We start from the raw sequence: 17,385 nt of genomic DNA, 5'->3' as shown, positions 1-17,385 counted from the left end.
ACCTCAACTGCTCAAATGCAAGTGCAAATCACCACTTTTCAACGATAAAATCGTTTCGCCTTCCGTATTTTCACTAAGCTCACCCAATTCAACCAAATGTAAAAAAGCAGCACGCTGAATCAAGGCATTTATACCAAAACGAACATGCACATAAGGACGCAACTCACCTGCATATTCACGCATGAAAATAGGATGCTCAGCATCCACAATGACAATGTCCTGATGGGTTGTGGTGAGCTGAATGTAGTCTTGCTGTGCAATCTGAACAATATCGACCTGATTAATAAATAAAGGTTCGTCTTCGACCTGAATTTCAATTTGTTCCACAGGTGTTTTTAAATAAAACTTGTCTTGCTCTTTCCACAGCACGCTAGAAAACAAATCTATCAGAGCCTGACGCTTGATCAATTGACCTTCGTGCCACCATTCTCCGTTGGCCTTTACCACTAAATCCATTGCACCACAATGCTTTGGATGCCATTGTGCCAAAGGTGGGATTGATCTTTTGTGACCTGACTGTCCAGTTTTTATATATTGTGCAATGTCCATTAAGTTTTTATTATCAGCCGTAGCTACATTTTCTGTCGGTTTGATTGAATTATCGTCATGCTTCATGCTGCGGTACCTTACTGACGGAAAAATAATACGATTCAGCCAATTGGCTAAGACTCGGTTTAAAACTATACTAGCTCACAATACTTGCCCATACTGTAAAAGACATAATTAAATTTGTGTCTGGGAACTAGAAATACTCATGGCAGCACCGTTGGTTTCTGCGGTTGCCACCTTCAATTATATGAGGAGTCCTACATGGAACACATCGAACGTGAATCGATGGAGTTTGACGTTGTAATCGTAGGCGCAGGCCCTGCGGGTCTTTCTGCCGCGATCAAAATTCGTCAACTTGCAATTGAAAACAATTTAAATGATCTGTCCGTTTGTGTGGTCGAAAAAGGCTCTGAAGTTGGTGCTCATATCCTTTCAGGGGCAGTGCTTGAACCACGTGCCATCAATGAGTTATTCCCAAACTGGAAAGAAGAAGGCGCACCTTTAAATGTGCCTGTGACTGAAGATAAAACTTTCTTCCTGATGTCACCTGAAAAAGCGCAAGAAGCACCGCATTGGATGGTGCCAAAAACCATGCATAACGATGGCAATTACGTGATCTCTTTAGGCAACGTTGTGCGTTGGTTAGGCCAAAAAGCGGAAGAATTAGAAGTTTCTATTTTCCCAGGTTTTGCGGCATCTGAAATTCTGTATCATGCCGATGGCACGGTAAAAGGCATTCAAACTGGTGACATGGGCATTGGTAAAGATGGCGAGCCAACGCATAACTTTACTCCAGGTTATGAGTTGCATGCCAAATACACTATTTTTGCTGAAGGCTGCCGTGGTCACTTAGGTAAGCGTTTAATCCAGCAATTCAATTTAGATAAAGATGCTGACCCACAACACTACGGGATTGGTATTAAAGAGTTATGGGAAATTGACCCAGCCAAGCACAAGCCTGGCTTAGTTATGCACGGTGCAGGCTGGCCATTAAGTGAAACGGGTTCTTCTGGCGGTTGGTGGTTATATCACGCAGAAAACAACCAAGTGACTTTGGGTATGATTGTGGACTTGTCTTATACCAACCCACACATGTATCCATTTATGGAAATGCAACGCTGGAAAACTCACCCACTGATCAAGCAATATTTGGAAGGTGGTAAACGTATTTCTTATGGCGCACGTGCAGTGACTAAAGGTGGCTTTAACTCATTGCCAAAATTCACTTTCCCAGGTGGTTCTTTAATTGGTGATGATGCAGGCTTCTTAAACTTTGCCAAAATCAAAGGCTCTCACACAGCCATGAAATCTGGCATGCTTTGCGGTGAAGCGGTATTTGAAGCGATTGCTGCGGGTGTCGCAAAAGGCGGTGATTTAGCAATTGCCCGTGTCACTGAAGGCGAAGATTTCTTTGTTAAAGAATTGACTGCCTACACAGAAAAATTCAACAACAGCTGGCTTAAAGAAGAGTTATACAACGCACGTAACTTTGGCCCTGCAATGCATAAATTTGGTCAGTGGTTTGGTGGTGCGTTTAACTTCATCGATCAGAACGTATTTAAAGTGCCATTTACCCTGCATGATTTAGTGCCTGACTTTAGCGCACTAAAAACGGTAGATGCAGTGAGCTTTAAGCCGAATTATCCAAAACCAGATGGCAAATTGACCTTTGACCGTTTATCTTCGGTGTTTGTATCCAATACTGTGCATGAAGAAAACCAACCTGCACATTTGAAATTAACCAATGCAGACATTCCTGTAAACGTGAACTTACCAAAATGGGATGAGCCAGCTCAACGCTACTGCCCTGCAGGTGTTTATGAAATCATGGAAAATGATGATGGTTCAAAACGCTTCCAGATTAACGCAGCGAACTGTGTGCACTGTAAGACTTGTGACATTAAAGACCCATCACAGAACATCACTTGGGTAACACCTGAAGGTGGCGGTGGTCCAAACTATCCAAATATGTAATTACGAATCGCAATTCAAAAACTCAAAAGCAGTGCCTTGGCACTGCTTTTTTATGCTCAATAGAGTCTATTCCTTATCATCTAAATAGGGTCTATTGATCACGCAGACTTAGCTGTTAAAGCTAAGCTGCATAAAAACAGCCCCAACATGTATCTGCGGAGCTGTTTTCATTAAAATTCAAGCCTCTCATCCATGCTTGAAACTGTTATTAGAATTGAGTGGTCACCGCCAACTGTACCCGATGACTGTCGCTGTGTGAGCGCCCACTATATTCATAATTCAAATTGATAAAGCTATGTTGCCCCAAATCAATTTTTGACCCCAGAGCAGCATGATATTGGCCTTTATCGGCATGCCAAGCATCAAACTTCAATTGCTCCGTTGTGCCTACATAATGTGTATCTAAATAAGCTTTTTCCTGAATGGGCTGGCTATAGTACAAACTACCTTGCAACTGCCAAGCGGGATTAAACTAATAATTGGCCTGTACACCCACACCTAAATTCCAGCGCTGCATCACCAAGTCATCTAAACTATTGACTACGTCATGCTTGGTCTGATCTGCATGCGCATAATGCTGAAACGATGCATCTAAATACGGTTGAATCTGCATTTTTTGGTTGAGTGGATAGCTATAATCTAAACGCAAACCTGCAGCATACATTTGTCCATCAAACTCAACTTTTTGTGCTTGTGCATGACTGCGCTGTGCATCCACATTCACATGCATACCTTTTAACCATGCCGCAACACTTAAATCAGACCCAAATTGCTGCGCAGCCCCCAAAGTCAGGGCATAACCTTTACTTTCGGTACGATTTTGCGTTCCCATGTTCAGACGATCTGCTAAATCCATTTGACTTAAATCTGCTTGAGCCGCCAAAGTTACGCCTGCCAGTTTTGTTGCAATACCTGCGCCTTGGTGATGGGTACGGCGCTCACTATTTAAGCCCGCATAATCCATATCATAACTTTGGTAATCGCCCGAAAACCAAACCTGCTTCGGCTGCATAGTTGCCAAACGCTGTGCAAACTGACGTTCTTGCTGACTGCTTTCCTCTGCCACATTTAAAATTGTGTTGGCATAAAAACTCGGATCAAATTGGTGAAATAACTGATTCAGCGCCTGCGTAGAGACAGTGCTTTCAGCATTGTTGTAGCGTACGGTCTGTGCAAAATTATTGAATAATCGATTGGCAAATACTTTTTCGGCATCTTCCAATGTAGTAAGTTGCTGTTTTTGGTCTAGGCCAGCAAGTACAGCATCTAAGTTACGGGCAACTTGTTCACGACCTTCAAGCTCTGGAGCAAGTGCTGCAACGGTTTCTGCCGATTTACGTTTTGCCGTAATCACCACATCCGTTTTTAAACTATCTGTTGCTCGTAGCACTTCACCCGCTGTATTCAGTTCAGGACGATAACTGACTTGGGTCAGTTCAAATAATGGATTGGTAGAACGATACGTATCGAACTCACGTTGTATCCCTTGCTGTGCACGAAGCACCGTAGTTTGTGAACCTTGTGCAGTAATCAGCGGTTGATCCAGCGGTACTTCATCAAACAGATTTAGCGTGCCTGCCAAATTTGCAGTGCCCGTGACGGTCAGTAAATTTCCAAAACGTGCTTTAAAACCAGCGTTTTGCTGCTGGTCTGCAGCAATTTGCATTGAATAATTGCCTGTAATGGTCAAATTGCCTTCATTATTCAGCCAGCCACCAGTTTGCTGTACATCTGCAATACGGCCATAGCCGGTTAGCTCACCTGCATGCAACTGAAATTTTGATGGTCCATTATTGCCATTAATTTCCAGCACGCCACCGCGCACAATCGAATCGCCCAAATACTGGTTATTGCCTGTAAACACCAACTTGTCTTCACCCGATTTGGTAAAGCCTTTATCCCCAAATATTCTGCAATCGAACTCAATAAACTGATCGCATTATAGGCTAATTTTTCCATATATTAAAAAATAATTTAAATTATTTTGTTAAAAATCAATAACTAAAATACAATTCAAGTTCACATTTTACAAATGGTTTTTTATACCTTACACATAACGTCGCATAATTTTGCACCAGCACACAGCAAGCTAAAAAAATGCATAAAAGTTAAAAAGCATCCCCAAAAATGTGCGATGCCTAACGCAAGAAATGGATACTTTCAGCATTTTTCAGTTTGAGCTGTGATGCGGGTTCAATATTTGAATCATTAAAAAAATAAAGATGTCTTGGACGTTCAAAAACACAAAAGGCATATTTCAATTTGCACAAATAACAAATGAAATATGCCTGTATTGATCACATTATTTTTATAGTTATCGTTATTTCATGATGGGCGGTTTCAGTGCGTATGCTTTTTCATTAACCTTTTTTCACTAAATAGTGAAACTCTTTATTGCCCTGCTCATCTAGGCGCTCTTCTTGCAATAACAACTCATGCCCTAAATGCATACAAAATTTTGGAATATCCCAAGACGTAGAGTTGTCTGTTGCAAAAACCTCAACTACATCACCCGATTTAGACTTGCGAATGGCTTGATGCAACATCATCACAGGTTCAGGGCAACGCAAACCACGCGTATTTAATTGAATGCTAGGTGTGACAGGAAGTTCAGACATGCACAGACTCGGTATTTAAAACATCGCGCTAGTTTAGCATAAAGCTCACTCTTATTTGATGTGTTGCCGCTGCATCCCGCAGCACTTGCACATGACGTCTTTGCCCTACTTTTCTACCAAGATTAGCAATAGACAACTGTGTTTTCTAAGGTATGATTAAGCTAAGTTTTTTAGATATAAAGAGTCTTTAGGAAAGATCATGCACGAGGAATCAGGCCCATCGTGGGGTATGCGTGGCTTAAGAAAATGGTTAGGCACCGCGCCAGAAACCCGCGATGAATTGCTAAAATTAGTACAAGATTCACGTCGTTTTTTAGAACCCGATACGGTGGCAATGCTCGAAGGTGTTCTGGATTTACCTGCCACCAAAATTCGTGAAGTGATGACCCCACGTACCGCAATGATTAGCTTGCAGGAAGATGACGAGTTACTTGACATTCTGCACGTTCTGGTCGAATCGGCACATTCACGTTTTCCTGTGTTTTCATCTGACCAACCAGACAATGTGGTGGGAATTTTATTGGCAAAAGATTTATTGCCATTACTGACCGAACAAAGAACCAAAGTCGATATTCGTGCCCTCATGCGTCAGCCATTGTTTGTGCCTGAAAGTGCACGTTCAGACCAAGTATTGCGCATGCTTAAAAACACTCAAACCCATATTGCGGTTGTGATTGATGAATACGGCACCACTTCAGGTTTGGTCACGCTAGAAGACATTTTGGAAGAGATTGTCGGTGAAATTGAAGATGAACACGACAATATAGACGAAGAAGCAGAATACATTATTCCAGATAATGACCCGAAAACTGCAAACACTTGGCTGGTACAAGCACTTACACCAATCGAACATTTTAACAATGTTTTAGATGCAGATTTTTCTGACGATGAAGTAGAAACTGTGGGCGGTTTATTGCTTCAAGAAATTGGTTTAGTGAGTGACTTGCAAGGACAAGTGATTGTGATTGGCAATTGGGAGTTCACCATTCTTGAAGCAGATGCCCGCACTATTCATCTGATTCGAGCCGTACGTCAATGAGGTCTTTTTTTTCCAAGCTGTCCAATGCTTCAGAACATCAACAACTGCCTCTGATTTATCCACTCATCATTGCGCTGTTAGCAGGTGCCGTATTTAGTCTGGCACTTGCCCCTTATCATTACTGGTGGATTGCCCTGCTGTCACCAGCTTTACTGTATGCCAGCTTAAGCAAACGCAACCCTAAACAGGCTTTCTTTATCGGTTGGTCTTACGGGATCGGGCTTTGGTTTGTTGGTGCTTTCTGGCTCTATACATCTATTCATGTCTACGGCGATACCAACGCTTTTTTAAGCGTGGTGATGATTGCGATTATGGCCTTGCTCATGGGGCTGTTTACTGCCGTGCAGACGTGGTTGTATCGGCGGTTTTTCCCTGAAACACCTCTGACCTTCGCTCCACTGTGGGTATTTTTTGAATGGGCGAAAACTTGGGTATTTACAGGTTTTCCATGGCTATTTGCAGGCTATGCCTTCACCGAACGCTTTTTAGATAGCTATGCACCGCTGTTTGGTATTTTCGGGGTGTCTTTTGTGGTCATTCTACTGGCCTGTGCACTGGTAGAAATCCTGAAAAAACGAATCTTCTGGCTTATTCCATCTGCAATTTTACTCTTGGGCGCATGGGGGGCAGCGCAACTCAGTTTTGTGACTGAAAAAGCAGAAAAGCCGCTGTCGGTTTCTCTGATTCAGGGCAACATTCCACAAGACTTAAAGTGGCTCACAGAATACCAAATCAAGACACTGGAAATTTATACTCGCCTGACCCGGACCGAATGGGGACGAGACATTATTGTCTGGCCGGAGTCTTCAATTCCAATGTTCCAGACCGATATTGAACCGTTTTTAGATGCCATGAAAACACAGGCAGAGAAAACAGGCAGTTCATGGGTCACGGGTATTCCGTACTGGGACTTGCCAGAATCACAAGTTCAGCAACATCCAATGTATTACAACAGTATTATGGCAACAGGTGATACCGCAGAAGGCTTGTATAAAAAACAACGTTTGGTGCCTTTTGGTGAATACATTCCACTTTCAGGCTTACTGAGCTGGGTTTTACCTGCTATGCAAAATGACCCATCGATGAGTGGTTTTTCACGGGGTGCATCAGATCAAAAACCGCTTTCCATTAAGCAGCATGATTTGGGTGCAGCCATTTGTTATGAAGTAGCCTATCCAAACCTGACCCGCAGAAATGCCAGCCAAAGTGACTTTTTGGTAACCGTATCTAATGATGCGTGGTTTACTGGTACCGCAGGGCCGCTGCAACACTTACAAATGGTGCAAATGCGTGCCAAAGAAAATGGACGCTGGTTCATTCGTGCCACCAATACAGGGGTGACTGCATTTATTGATCATCATGGTCGTATTGTAAAACAAGCACCAATGGATCAAGAGTTTGTGCTACGCGGTGAGTTGCCTGCCATGCAAGGTGAAACACTGTATAGTCGACTCAGCGATTGGCCTGTGCTGATTTTCTCTTTGCTGTTATTAATTCTGGGCTGGATTTATCGTCCACGTCAGGTAGATGTCTCGTTTAAATCACGGCGCTAATGATGCAGCTCAGGCAAAATAACTTAAAAAACCGAGCTATGCTCGGTTTTTTATTTCATCATATCGATAACAACGGCTATAGATGTTGAATCTATTTGCTTTATAAATGCAGCGTATACCACATTCAATAAACATTAAGGCTGATAATAAATATCGGCATCGGTGCCTTCACCACCTTGCTGACCATCTGCACCAAATGAATACAAATCAAACGTACGCCCTTCCGCACCTGGAATCACATATTGAATATCATTGTCCCAACTGTCTTTCGGATAGCCCCCTTTCACATAACCACCAGGCAACCAGTTTTTAGCCGATGCAGGCTGATTCACCAAAGCATCTAAACCGCCATCTTGCATAGATGGATATTTACCATTGTCGAGTTTGTATTGATCCAATGAGCCCGCAATACTTTGGAGTTTAATGACCGTGGTATCAACTTTGGCTTTTTCCCCGCGTCCCATGACGTTAGGTACAATTAAAACTGCCAAAACACCTAAAATGACAATCACCACCATCACTTCAATCAGGGTAAAACCAGATTGCTTATTGAGTTGATTCCGTTTCATTCAATTTCTCTCATGTATTTATATCAATTCGACATTTATTTTAAGTTCAGTTTGAAGAAGGATGCTTCAAAACGATTTAAATCATATTGTTCATATTCACAATTGGCAGCATCACCGCAATTACAATCACCAATACAATACTGGCCATCAACACTAACATGAGCGGTTCCAACAGTGCCAACAAGGTTGAAATCAACGTGGTCACTTCACGATCCTGCATCACCGAGGCACGTGACAACATGCGGTCTAACTCACCCGAGGCTTCGCCACTTTTGATCATTTGTACCATCATCGGTGGAAAATAACCACTCCGCTCCAATTGAGTCGCCAAGTTACCACCTTCGGTCACTTTTTCTGCTGCCAAATTGACAGAATCACGAATCACCCAATTATTGCTAACTGCCGCTCCTATTTTCAGCGCGTCGACCAACGGCACACCTGACTGAGTCAGAATAGACAAGGTACTGGCAAAACGTGCTGCATTAATACCGCGTGATAACTTGCCAAATAACGGCAATTTTAAGGTTAAACGGTCAAAGGCATAATGCCCTGCCTGAGTACGTAAAAAACGAGCCAGCAATAAAACCCCAATCACCGATGCCACCAGTAAAAATGGCCATGCTGCACGGATAAAATCACTGGCTTTCATTAAAGCTACGGTAATCCACGGCAAAGCATCTTTACTTTGGTCAAAGGTTTTAACAATGTCGGGCACCACATAGGTCATTAAGCCCATTACAATCGCAAAGGACATCAGCATTAAAATGATGGGATAAATCATGGCGCCTTGAATTTTTTTCTGCATGGCAAAACGATTTTCGGTGTAGTCTGCCAATTGTTCCAGAATTAAATCCAGATGCCCTGAACGCTCACCTGCGGCAATGGTCGCAATATATAAGTCTGGAAAACGTCCCGATTGCTGTAAAGCATTGGCCAGTGAATAGCCTTCTAGTACTTTGGAGCGCACCGACATCAGCAAATTTTGCACGTGCGCTTTTTCACTTTGCTTGCCCACTGCACGAACCGCTTCTTCCAATGGAATTGAGGCTGCCACCAATACTGACAATTGTCGGGTCAGCAAAGCCAAATCATAGGCGGTAATTTTTTTCTGAAACCACTGTCTGCCGCTGTGCTTATCTTTCTGTTCAACGGCATCGACACTGACAGGAATCCATTCTTTGTCCCGCAATTGCTGACGAATTTGACGTGCAGAATCACCCTCTAAAACACCTTTTTGCTGCTTCCCTGAAGCGTCAATGGCAGTAAATTGATATGCTGGCATTGTAATGCTCTAATTTTCCAAAATTTCTTGCAGCGCAGTTGCGTCTGACCACTAAAATCATTCATATTCTTAGATATAAATTCTGTGCTCACTCTATCACAAGCCAACACAGAGCACGATGCCAATTTTCACAGGACGGTACGACTTTTTTATGCCAGATTCGACTTTAGACCCGCAGCCCATTTACCGTATTCGAGTGGCTGTACCCGTATATCTTTATGACTGCTTCGATTACATGCTCAGTGCAGCACAATATCAGCAAGCAGCCGTTGGCGCACGGGTGTTGGTGTCCTTTGGTCGGCAAAACTTGGTTGGGATTATTGTCGAAAAACTGGCGCTCGACACCCCAATTAACCCACGTTTTAAACTCAAAGCCATTACCGAACTGTTAGATGAACAAGCGATTTTAGACGCTAAAGTTTTAACTTTGTTGACATGGGCGTCACAATATTACCAATTTCCCATTGGTGAAGTGATGCACAGCGCTTTGCCAAGTTTATTGCGTCAAGCCAAGCCCTATAATTTACTGGCTCGAACTTGGAAACTGCTAGATGCACAGGCCGAGGCTAAAATTAAACGCTCAGAAAAACAGCAGGAAGCCTATAAAATTTTAAAGCTGCATCCAACGGGCACTTCTGAAAATATTTTAAATTTAGCAGGCATTGAAACCTCCACCCTAAAAGCTTTAGCAAGCAAAGAAATTTGTGAATGTGTTTTGGAAACCCAAGATTTCAGCCCAATGCCTGTCACTTTGGCACAAATGCCTTTAACGCCCAATCCCGATCAGAAAAAAGCCATCGACAGCGCACTTAAAGTTCGGCAGCAATATAAAGCTTTTTTACTAGATGGCTTAACAGGCAGCGGCAAAACTGAAGTGTACTTGCACATCATGCATGAGGTACTAAAACAGGGCAAACAAGTGCTGGTGTTAGTCCCAGAAATTGGACTGACCCCGCAAACCATCAGCCGTTTTCAGTCACGTTTTCACTGCCATATTGCCCTCTTACATTCAGGTTTAAATGATTCCAAACGTTTGCAAGCGTGGCAGGCGGCACAAACAGGCAAAGCGTCTATTATTTTAGGCACACGCTCTGCGATTTATACTCCATTGCCAAATTTGGGCTTGATTATTTTAGATGAAGAACACGACCTGTCTTTTAAACAACAAGAAGGTTTTCGCTATCATGCCCGAGATGTCGCCCTTTACCGTGCCCATCTGGAAAATTGCCCTGTTATTTTAGGTTCAGCTACACCAAGTATTGACAGTTATGCCTTGGTCGATCAAGGCAAAATGCAATGTTTGGAGCTGAATCAACGGGCGGGCACCGCGCTTATGCCTAAAATCCACCTGATTGACTTAAAAATTGCAAAAAAACAGCATGGCATCAGTCAACAATTGATTGATGAAATGAAAAAACGTCTGGCAAAAAAAGAACAAGTCTTGGTGTTTTTAAACCGACGTGGCTATGCTCCAGTCCTGATTTGTGAAAATTGTGCCTGGCAAGCCAAATGCCCACATTGTGATGCCAACTTTACCCTGCATCATCAACCTTATGTGCATTTACACTGCCACCACTGCGGAACAATTCACCGCAAACCTGAGCAATGCCCTGCCTGCAACCATGAAGAACTCAAACCTGTGGGCATGGGTACCGCCAAAGTGGAAGACAGTCTAAATGAACTGTTCCCAGATATAGATGTGATTCGGGTAGATCGTGACTCAACCAGTCGTGTCGGCAGCTGGCAAAAAATTTATGACCGTATTCAACGCAGTGAACCCCTAATTTTACTGGGCACACAAATGCTGGCCAAAGGACATCACTTTCCTTATGTAACCTTGGTGGCTATTTTAGATATCGATTCAGGCTTGCTCAGTGTTGATATTCGCGCACCTGAACGTACCGCCCAACTGATTGTGCAAGTGGCAGGACGTGCAGGGCGTGGTGAACATAAAGGCGATGTTTATTTGCAAAGTTTACGTCCTGATCATCCTTTACTCACCACCTTGGTCGAGGGAGATTACCGCAAGTTTGCCAAACAAAGTTTAAAAGAGCGCAAAGCCGCGCAACTGCCGCCATATCGTTATACTGCGCTGATTCGCTGTGAGTCCAAAAGTCAGGAATTAAACCAACAGTTTTTACAACAACATGCGCAATGGCTCAGGGAACATTCCGAACAATTAATTGATATTTGGGGGCCTATTCCTGCGCCAATGGAACGTAAGGCAGGTCGTTTCCAAGCGCACATGGTGCTATTGTCTAAAGATCGGGCGCGCTTACATTTTTATATCAGGAACTGGTGGCAAAATATGTTGCATGAAAAGCCATCCAGCATGAAACTAAGTTTAGATATAGATCCACAAGAATTTAGCTAACCCAGTAAATTGCTGTTTTGGCTGCAAAACCCTGTATTGCAATAATCCACCGCTTTAAACTTTGGATGCCCACATGTCCTTATTGTTACAAATGACCATTTTTTTGGGTGCTTCTTTGCTACTAGTGCCCTTACTAAAACGCTTTGGCATTGCCACAGTGCTGGGCTATTTGTTTACAGGCATCTTACTTGGCCCAAGTGTTTTCAATATTGCCAGCGACCCGGATGCCATTCAGGAATTGGCAGAGTACGGCGTGGTCTTCCTGATGTTTATTATTGGCTTGGAACTACGTCCACAACGACTATGGGATATGCGTAAACCCATTTTTGTTTTAGGCAGTTTACAGGTCGGCATTACAGGCGTTTTACTGGCTGTGTTGGCATTTTTTGCCTTACAGCAAGGCATTGCTGCAAGCGTGGTAATTGGTTTTGCATTAGCGCTGTCCTCCACCGCATTTGTGCTGCAAATGCTGCAAGAAAAGCAACAACTCAATAGCAGTTATGGGCAGCAATCCTTTTCAATCTTACTGTTTCAAGATATCGCCGCAATTCCTTTAATTGCCATGATTCCCATGCTGGCAGGTGCTGAATCTACCCACCATGGTATTGCCTACTTTGCAGCCATTATTGCCACCTTTAGTGGACTGTTTTTATTTAGCCGTTATCTAATGCGTCCCTTCTTCCGTTTTGTGGCCAAAAGTGGTGCACATGAACTGATCACGGCAGTAGGTCTATTCATTGTGCTCGGCGTGGTCAGCATTATGGATGTGCTGGGCATTAGCACCACTTTAGGCGCATTTTTAACGGGTGTCTTGTTGGCCGACTCTGAATTTCGTCATGAACTCGAAGCCAGCATTGCACCCTTTAAGGGTCTGTTACTGGGCCTATTCTTTATGACTGTAGGTATGAGCACCCAGCTTTCCTTGTTGGTGGAACAGCCATGGTTGATTATTGGCGGTGCGTTGGGCTTAATGCTCATCAAACTGCTAACCCTAACGGCCATTGCACGTTATTTTGAATATTCTTGGCGCAATAGTTTGCTCTTGGCAACGTGCTTGGCTCAAGGCGGTGAGTTTGCCTTTGTGGTGCTGAGCGTTGCGCAAAGTGAAAGTGTGCTCAGTCAAGCCATGCTGCAACCGCTGACTTTGATTGTGACGTTGTCGATGGTACTGACCCCAATTTTATATTGGTTGATGAGCAGTCAAATTATCCCGCGTTTGGAGCGGGAAAAAATACCTGTGTATGATGAGATTCCCGATGCGCATCCGCCTATGATCATTGCAGGCTTTGGCCGTTTTGGACAAATCATTGCCCGTGTGGCGCATTTACAGCATCAGCACTTTACCGCAATTGACAGTAATATCGACAAAATTGATTTTGTGCGTAATTATGGCGGCAAAGTCTATTATGGCGATGCCACCCAACCTGAAATTTTACGTGCCGCAGGCATTCAACATGCCCAAATTTTTATTTTAGCCATTGATGATATTGAAGATTCAATGAATGTCGCACGACATATTCGCCTGAATTATCCTGAATTGAAATTATTGGTACGTGCCCGTGACCGCCATCACGTGCATTTATTACGTGATTTAGGCGTGACCCATATTTGGCGGGAAACCTATTTATCCTCCTTGGGCATGGCCTATCAGGCTTTGCGTGATTTGGGTATTAATGAAGATGATGCCTATAAAAGTATTGAATTGTTCCGTGATTATGATGAAAAGCTATTGGCACAGCAGCAACATATTTATACCGATGAACAAAAAATTTATGAAACCCATCGTAATGCCTTGGCCGAATTAGAACACCTGTTTGAAAGTGATGCACAAAACCGTGAAATGCCACTCGGGGTCGATTTAAAACGTGGCTTACATAGTGGTCATATTGATGTAACACGTGATGCAGCAAACTGACTTGTGTTTTACAATAATGCCACCATTAAAACAGGGTTATGGAGAATTTTATGTCTGATTTACGCCAACGCTTTTTTATTGAAGATAGCCCTGTTCGTGGTGAGGTAGTTCATCTCGAAGATGCTTTGCAAACCATTCTAAAACAACGTGACTATGTGCCAGCGGTACAAGTATTGTTGGGCGAAATGCTTTGCGCCACTGCATTGTTGGCCAGTACCCTAAAAATTAAGGGTCGCATCAGCCTACAAATTCAGGCATCTGGCACGTTTAAGTGGGCCATGGCTGAATGTAACCACTTGGGTGAAGTCCGTGCGTTGGCAGACTACGAACCAGATCCACACTTTTTAACTGCAGAAGACAGCAGCACCGTACTGAAAAGTCTGGTCAGCCCTGTGTTGTTTATTAACATTGAGCCAGAATTTGGTGAACGTTATCAAGGGATTGTACCGTTAGATAAAGCCAATTTAGCCGAATGTTTAATGCAGTATTATGACTTATCTGCACAAATTCCTACCCGTATTGTGTTAGCCAGCAATGCAGAACGTGCGGGCGGCTTACTAATTCAACTGTTGCCACGTAACAGTGAAGAAGAACAACAACGAGTCGATGAAGATTTATGGCCACGTGTGACTATGCTCACGGAAACCTTAAAGGCCGAAGAATTGACAGATTTAGAAGTCAATGAAATTCTGTACCGTTTATACAATGAAGAACAGGTGCGTTTACCTGAAGTAGAAGCACTGCGTTTTGGTTGTACCTGTTCTAAAGAACGCTGTGCTAATGCGTTAATTCAAATTGGTGTCGCTGCAGTACGTGAAACACTGGAATATCAAAATCCAATTACTATGGATTGCCAATTCTGTAGCGCACAATATACCTTCAGTGCCGAAGAAGCACTTGGCTTATTTGGAGAACACTTAAGCTAAATTTTGTGATCCAAACCATGAAAACCATAAAAAATGAGCAGCCTTGACTGCTCATTTTTTATTTCTGCTTTGAGCATCGTTAAAAGCTATCATCCCTTTATTTTTCATGTGATTTATTTCACAAAACTTTCATGTAATTACTAGAAAATACCGCAAAAATTGGGTATAAATAATCCCGTATTTTTTTTATGCCTTTATGTTTTGGCTGTCTTCATTGTTGGATGTTAATTTTATGAACACACTGTTCTTCTCTCGTTTAGCTTTCATAAGCGCAATCTGCTGTTCAAGTCTGGCTTATGCAGCCAATGCTGACCCGCTCGTGGGTAAATGGAAAACTTTAGATTACCGTACAGGATTTTCATTGTCAGATGTTGTCATGAGCAAAGACAAACAAGGTGCTTATGCCGCCAAGATTGTAGAACTCCGTGCTGTACCTGGTGCACCACGTCTGGAAAGCTGCACACTGTGCACTGGTAAAAATAAAGATAAGCCACTCATGGGTTTTGTGCCATTAAGCCACTTAAAAGCGACACCAAGCAATCAAATTGAATTTTATGAAGGTGATTATTTAGACCCACGTACGGGTAAGCAATATAAAACGCGCGCACGCCTAAGCAGTAACGGCAAACATTTAACCCTCTACAATGTAGATATTTCTACCAATGCCAGCCGTAAAATGACTTGGATTAAATACTAGTCGCTGTTCTTTCCCCATCTCTTTTTAAGCGATAAAAGTCTGAAATGATTGATATATCCTAAATTGGACTTTTATCGCACTCATCAAAACAATAGCTTCAAAAGCGAACTAAAGCTTTAATTTTCACGTTTTTCTTGCGTATTTCTCTCTAAATTTACCATGATCAATTTGCGTCATCAGTATTTTCTTGCTATAAAGCTCAAAATAGAATTTTTACTCTATTTTTAAGATTTTTAACGCATTTGGGGACACATTGATGAAAAAAATTATAAAGGGATTTTTGCAGGTCTGATTTTAGCCACACTTTCTAGTTTGAGTTTTGCTGAAAGTGATCCTCTAATTGGCAAATGGAAAACCATTGATGACCGTACAGGATATTCACGTGCGGATGTAGAAATTCGCAAAAAAGCAGATGGTACCTATGAGGGTATTATCGTTGAAACCCGCAATGTTCCTGGCGCAGAAAAAATGGTGACCTGCACCAAATGTCCAGGCACACTCAAAAATAAACCTTTCCTTGGTTTACCTTTTATTTGGGGCTTTAAACAAGACCCGAAAAATCCACGTGAATTTAACCAAGGCCACGTGCTAGACCCAATTGGCGGTAAGGTTTATAAAGGCAAAGCTCGCTTAAGTGCAAATGGTAAACGCTTAACCTTACGTGGTTATGTTGGTGTTTCTGTAATTGGCCGAAGCGTGACTTGGGTGAAATACTAAGTTCCATCGCCATTCAGAATAAGCTGCTGATCCCAAAGACCCTTTCAAGGGTCTTTTTTATTGTCATACTTTGAAACAATAAGCTTAAACTTTAGGCTATCACTTCTGATGAAATGCTTGAATAATTAAACACATTGCACAAAAAACAATCTATATTGGTTGTGCATTTTAATTCTAAGCAGAATAACCCAACGGCATGGATAGGCCACAAATTCACCAAAGCAATACAAATAATAGACTCAATTGCATGCTATAGGCGCTAAATTAAAGGATCATCCACTTTGATATAAAGCAATCAGATGCAAATACAATCCCTCATTTCAGGTTGATGATTCAACTTGAAATAAACTAGAAGGAGTATGCTATGACCACTATTCTATATCGTGAAACTACTTTAGACGGACAACATACAGAACTCATAGAAGAGTTTACCCAACTCGATTTAAAAAATTTTGCTGCTGCCTGTGGGCAAAGCCCAGAATGGGTCTTACAACTTCTAGAATATGACATCTTACCTTCCCGCCCTGCAGAACGTATCCATCAATTTTTTGGTGAAGATGTGACTCGCGCTCGTCAGGCCTATCGTCTACAACGCGACTTTGAAGCCAGCTTTTCAGCTGTAGCCATGATGCTAGACCTGATTGATGAAGTTCAAAAATTACGCAAAGAAGTTAAACATCTGAATTTTCAACATAGCTAAGCCAACGCTCTAGCCAAGTCCATTTAAGCTTGCTAGAGCGTTTTTCTTTGTATGCCCTATTAATTGTTTCTTGAGAATGATCGCCACAATGAAGACCAAAGACTGCAACAAAAAGATTAAAAATATGTTCCCTGAATTTCGTGATTTAATTCAGGTATTACGTGACAGCAATCCACATTTTTCAAAAATTTTTGAAGACCATGAACAGCTTGATCGTGAGATTATCCAACTTGAGCTTGATCCTGTGCATCAAATTAATGATGACATTGAAGCGCTGAAGCGTAAGAAACTCAAGCTTAAAGATGAAATGTACCACTTGCTTCGCAATGCACAGAATGATCAACTGGCTTGATACACACTCAATATTCAAAATTTAGTCCATCAATATCTCACCTTAAATGTTGAGTTAAGGTAGAGAATACTTGGCTGTATGTGACTGCTCAAACGTACAGAAACGACTAATGTGCTGAAA

Annotated in this window: 16 protein-coding genes; 10 read left to right on the top strand and 6 right to left on the bottom strand. The window is 42.4% G+C overall.

The window, feature by feature from the left end:
• Positions 1-3 precede the first annotated feature (3 nt).
• Complete coding sequence (locus HHA43_RS00480) at positions 4-615, bottom strand: DUF1285 domain-containing protein (protein WP_168417549.1); 612 nt, start codon at positions 613-615, stop codon at positions 4-6.
• Between the two features lie 195 nt (positions 616-810).
• On the opposite strand from HHA43_RS00480, the gene HHA43_RS00475 reads away from it, so the two are divergent.
• A complete protein-coding gene (locus tag HHA43_RS00475; RefSeq protein WP_168417550.1) occupies positions 811-2,523 on the top strand; it encodes an electron transfer flavoprotein-ubiquinone oxidoreductase in 1,713 nt (570 codons plus the stop codon).
• Between the two features lie 208 nt (positions 2,524-2,731).
• On the opposite strand, the gene HHA43_RS00470 is transcribed toward HHA43_RS00475, so the two are convergent.
• The 3 genes from HHA43_RS00470 to tusA all read right to left on the bottom strand — a co-directional run bounded on the left by HHA43_RS00470 (position 2,732) and on the right by tusA (position 5,141).
• Positions 2,732-2,965, bottom strand: a complete 234-nt coding sequence (locus HHA43_RS00470) for a hypothetical protein (protein ID WP_168460398.1) — start codon at positions 2,963-2,965, stop codon at positions 2,732-2,734.
• Between the two features lie 30 nt (positions 2,966-2,995).
• Complete coding sequence (locus HHA43_RS13300) at positions 2,996-4,432, bottom strand: autotransporter domain-containing protein (RefSeq protein WP_323126712.1); 1,437 nt, start codon at positions 4,430-4,432, stop codon at positions 2,996-2,998.
• 451 nt (positions 4,433-4,883) lie between these two features.
• Complete coding sequence (gene tusA, locus HHA43_RS00460; RefSeq protein ID WP_004975955.1) at positions 4,884-5,141, bottom strand: sulfurtransferase TusA; 258 nt, start codon at positions 5,139-5,141, stop codon at positions 4,884-4,886.
• Positions 5,142-5,340: 199 nt separating this feature from the next.
• Between tusA and HHA43_RS00455 the strand changes: the two genes are divergently transcribed.
• Together HHA43_RS00455 and lnt are read left to right on the top strand one after the other, a co-directional pair.
• Positions 5,341-6,180 (top strand): CBS domain-containing protein, encoded by an 840-nt coding sequence (locus HHA43_RS00455; RefSeq protein WP_104852977.1) that lies wholly within the window; start codon positions 5,341-5,343, stop codon positions 6,178-6,180.
• The gene (gene lnt / locus HHA43_RS00450; RefSeq protein ID WP_168525215.1) at positions 6,177-7,733 is read left to right on the top strand and encodes an apolipoprotein N-acyltransferase; all 1,557 of its coding nucleotides are present in this window, start codon (positions 6,177-6,179) and stop codon (positions 7,731-7,733) included. Before HHA43_RS00455 ends, lnt begins: the two co-directional genes overlap by 4 nt.
• Positions 7,734-7,867: 134 nt before the next feature.
• On the opposite strand, the gene gspG is transcribed toward lnt, so the two are convergent.
• The gene (gspG, locus tag HHA43_RS00445) at positions 7,868-8,302 is read right to left on the bottom strand and encodes a type II secretion system major pseudopilin GspG (RefSeq protein WP_168541361.1); all 435 of its coding nucleotides are present in this window, start codon (positions 8,300-8,302) and stop codon (positions 7,868-7,870) included.
• Positions 8,303-8,378: 76 nt separating this feature from the next.
• On the bottom strand, positions 8,379-9,584 hold the full coding sequence (gspF, locus tag HHA43_RS00440) for a type II secretion system inner membrane protein GspF (protein ID WP_104852974.1): 1,206 nt from the start codon (positions 9,582-9,584) through the stop codon (positions 8,379-8,381).
• Between the two features lie 151 nt (positions 9,585-9,735).
• On the opposite strand from gspF, the gene HHA43_RS00435 reads away from it, so the two are divergent.
• The 7 genes from HHA43_RS00435 (at position 9,736) to HHA43_RS00405 (ending at position 17,265) form a co-directional block, all read left to right on the top strand.
• Positions 9,736-11,958, top strand: coding sequence for a primosomal protein N' (locus tag HHA43_RS00435; protein WP_168460402.1), 2,223 nt, complete (start codon positions 9,736-9,738; stop codon positions 11,956-11,958).
• Between the two features lie 73 nt (positions 11,959-12,031).
• On the top strand, positions 12,032-13,873 hold the full coding sequence (locus tag HHA43_RS00430; RefSeq protein WP_104852972.1) for a monovalent cation:proton antiporter-2 (CPA2) family protein: 1,842 nt from the start codon (positions 12,032-12,034) through the stop codon (positions 13,871-13,873).
• 50 nt (positions 13,874-13,923) lie between these two features.
• Complete coding sequence (locus HHA43_RS00425; protein WP_104852971.1) at positions 13,924-14,799, top strand: Hsp33 family molecular chaperone HslO; 876 nt, start codon at positions 13,924-13,926, stop codon at positions 14,797-14,799.
• A 232-nt stretch (positions 14,800-15,031) separates the two neighbouring features.
• On the top strand, positions 15,032-15,496 hold the full coding sequence (locus HHA43_RS00420) for a DUF2147 domain-containing protein (protein WP_168417555.1): 465 nt from the start codon (positions 15,032-15,034) through the stop codon (positions 15,494-15,496).
• A 276-nt stretch (positions 15,497-15,772) separates the two neighbouring features.
• The gene (locus HHA43_RS00415; protein ID WP_168417627.1) at positions 15,773-16,213 is read left to right on the top strand and encodes a DUF2147 domain-containing protein; all 441 of its coding nucleotides are present in this window, start codon (positions 15,773-15,775) and stop codon (positions 16,211-16,213) included.
• Between the two features lie 364 nt (positions 16,214-16,577).
• Complete coding sequence (locus HHA43_RS00410) at positions 16,578-16,913, top strand: chaperone modulator CbpM (RefSeq protein WP_168417556.1); 336 nt, start codon at positions 16,578-16,580, stop codon at positions 16,911-16,913.
• An 88-nt stretch (positions 16,914-17,001) separates the two neighbouring features.
• Complete coding sequence (locus HHA43_RS00405) at positions 17,002-17,265, top strand: YdcH family protein (RefSeq protein ID WP_104853289.1); 264 nt, start codon at positions 17,002-17,004, stop codon at positions 17,263-17,265.
• Positions 17,266-17,385: the final 120 nt, after the last annotated feature.

It is taken from the genome of Acinetobacter sp. A2, assembly GCF_012371325.1.
GTDB lineage: Bacteria > Pseudomonadota > Gammaproteobacteria > Pseudomonadales > Moraxellaceae > Acinetobacter.
The sequence above is the reverse complement of the archived record's forward strand: the minus strand, read 5'-3'. Positions and strand labels throughout refer to the sequence as shown.

Excerpts from the sequence above, each read along its gene's own strand:
- HHA43_RS00480 (WP_168417549.1), bottom strand. The coding sequence starts at position 615 with ATGAAGCATGACGATAATTCAATCAAACCGACAGAAAATGTAGCTACG.
- HHA43_RS00475 (WP_168417550.1), top strand. The coding sequence starts at position 811 with ATGGAACACATCGAACGTGAATCGATGGAGTTTGACGTTGTAATCGTA.
- tusA (WP_004975955.1), bottom strand. The coding sequence starts at position 5,141 with ATGTCTGAACTTCCTGTCACACCTAGCATTCAATTAAATACGCGTGGT.
- HHA43_RS00455 (WP_104852977.1), top strand. The coding sequence starts at position 5,341 with ATGCACGAGGAATCAGGCCCATCGTGGGGTATGCGTGGCTTAAGAAAA.
- lnt (WP_168525215.1), top strand. The coding sequence starts at position 6,177 with ATGAGGTCTTTTTTTTCCAAGCTGTCCAATGCTTCAGAACATCAACAA.
- gspG (WP_168541361.1), bottom strand. The coding sequence starts at position 8,302 with ATGAAACGGAATCAACTCAATAAGCAATCTGGTTTTACCCTGATTGAA.
- gspF (WP_104852974.1), bottom strand. The coding sequence starts at position 9,584 with ATGCCAGCATATCAATTTACTGCCATTGACGCTTCAGGGAAGCAGCAA.
- HHA43_RS00435 (WP_168460402.1), top strand. The coding sequence starts at position 9,736 with ATGCCAGATTCGACTTTAGACCCGCAGCCCATTTACCGTATTCGAGTG.
- HHA43_RS00430 (WP_104852972.1), top strand. The coding sequence starts at position 12,032 with ATGTCCTTATTGTTACAAATGACCATTTTTTTGGGTGCTTCTTTGCTA.
- HHA43_RS00425 (WP_104852971.1), top strand. The coding sequence starts at position 13,924 with ATGTCTGATTTACGCCAACGCTTTTTTATTGAAGATAGCCCTGTTCGT.
- HHA43_RS00420 (WP_168417555.1), top strand. The coding sequence starts at position 15,032 with ATGAACACACTGTTCTTCTCTCGTTTAGCTTTCATAAGCGCAATCTGC.
- HHA43_RS00410 (WP_168417556.1), top strand. The coding sequence starts at position 16,578 with ATGACCACTATTCTATATCGTGAAACTACTTTAGACGGACAACATACA.
- HHA43_RS00405 (WP_104853289.1), top strand. The coding sequence starts at position 17,002 with ATGAAGACCAAAGACTGCAACAAAAAGATTAAAAATATGTTCCCTGAA.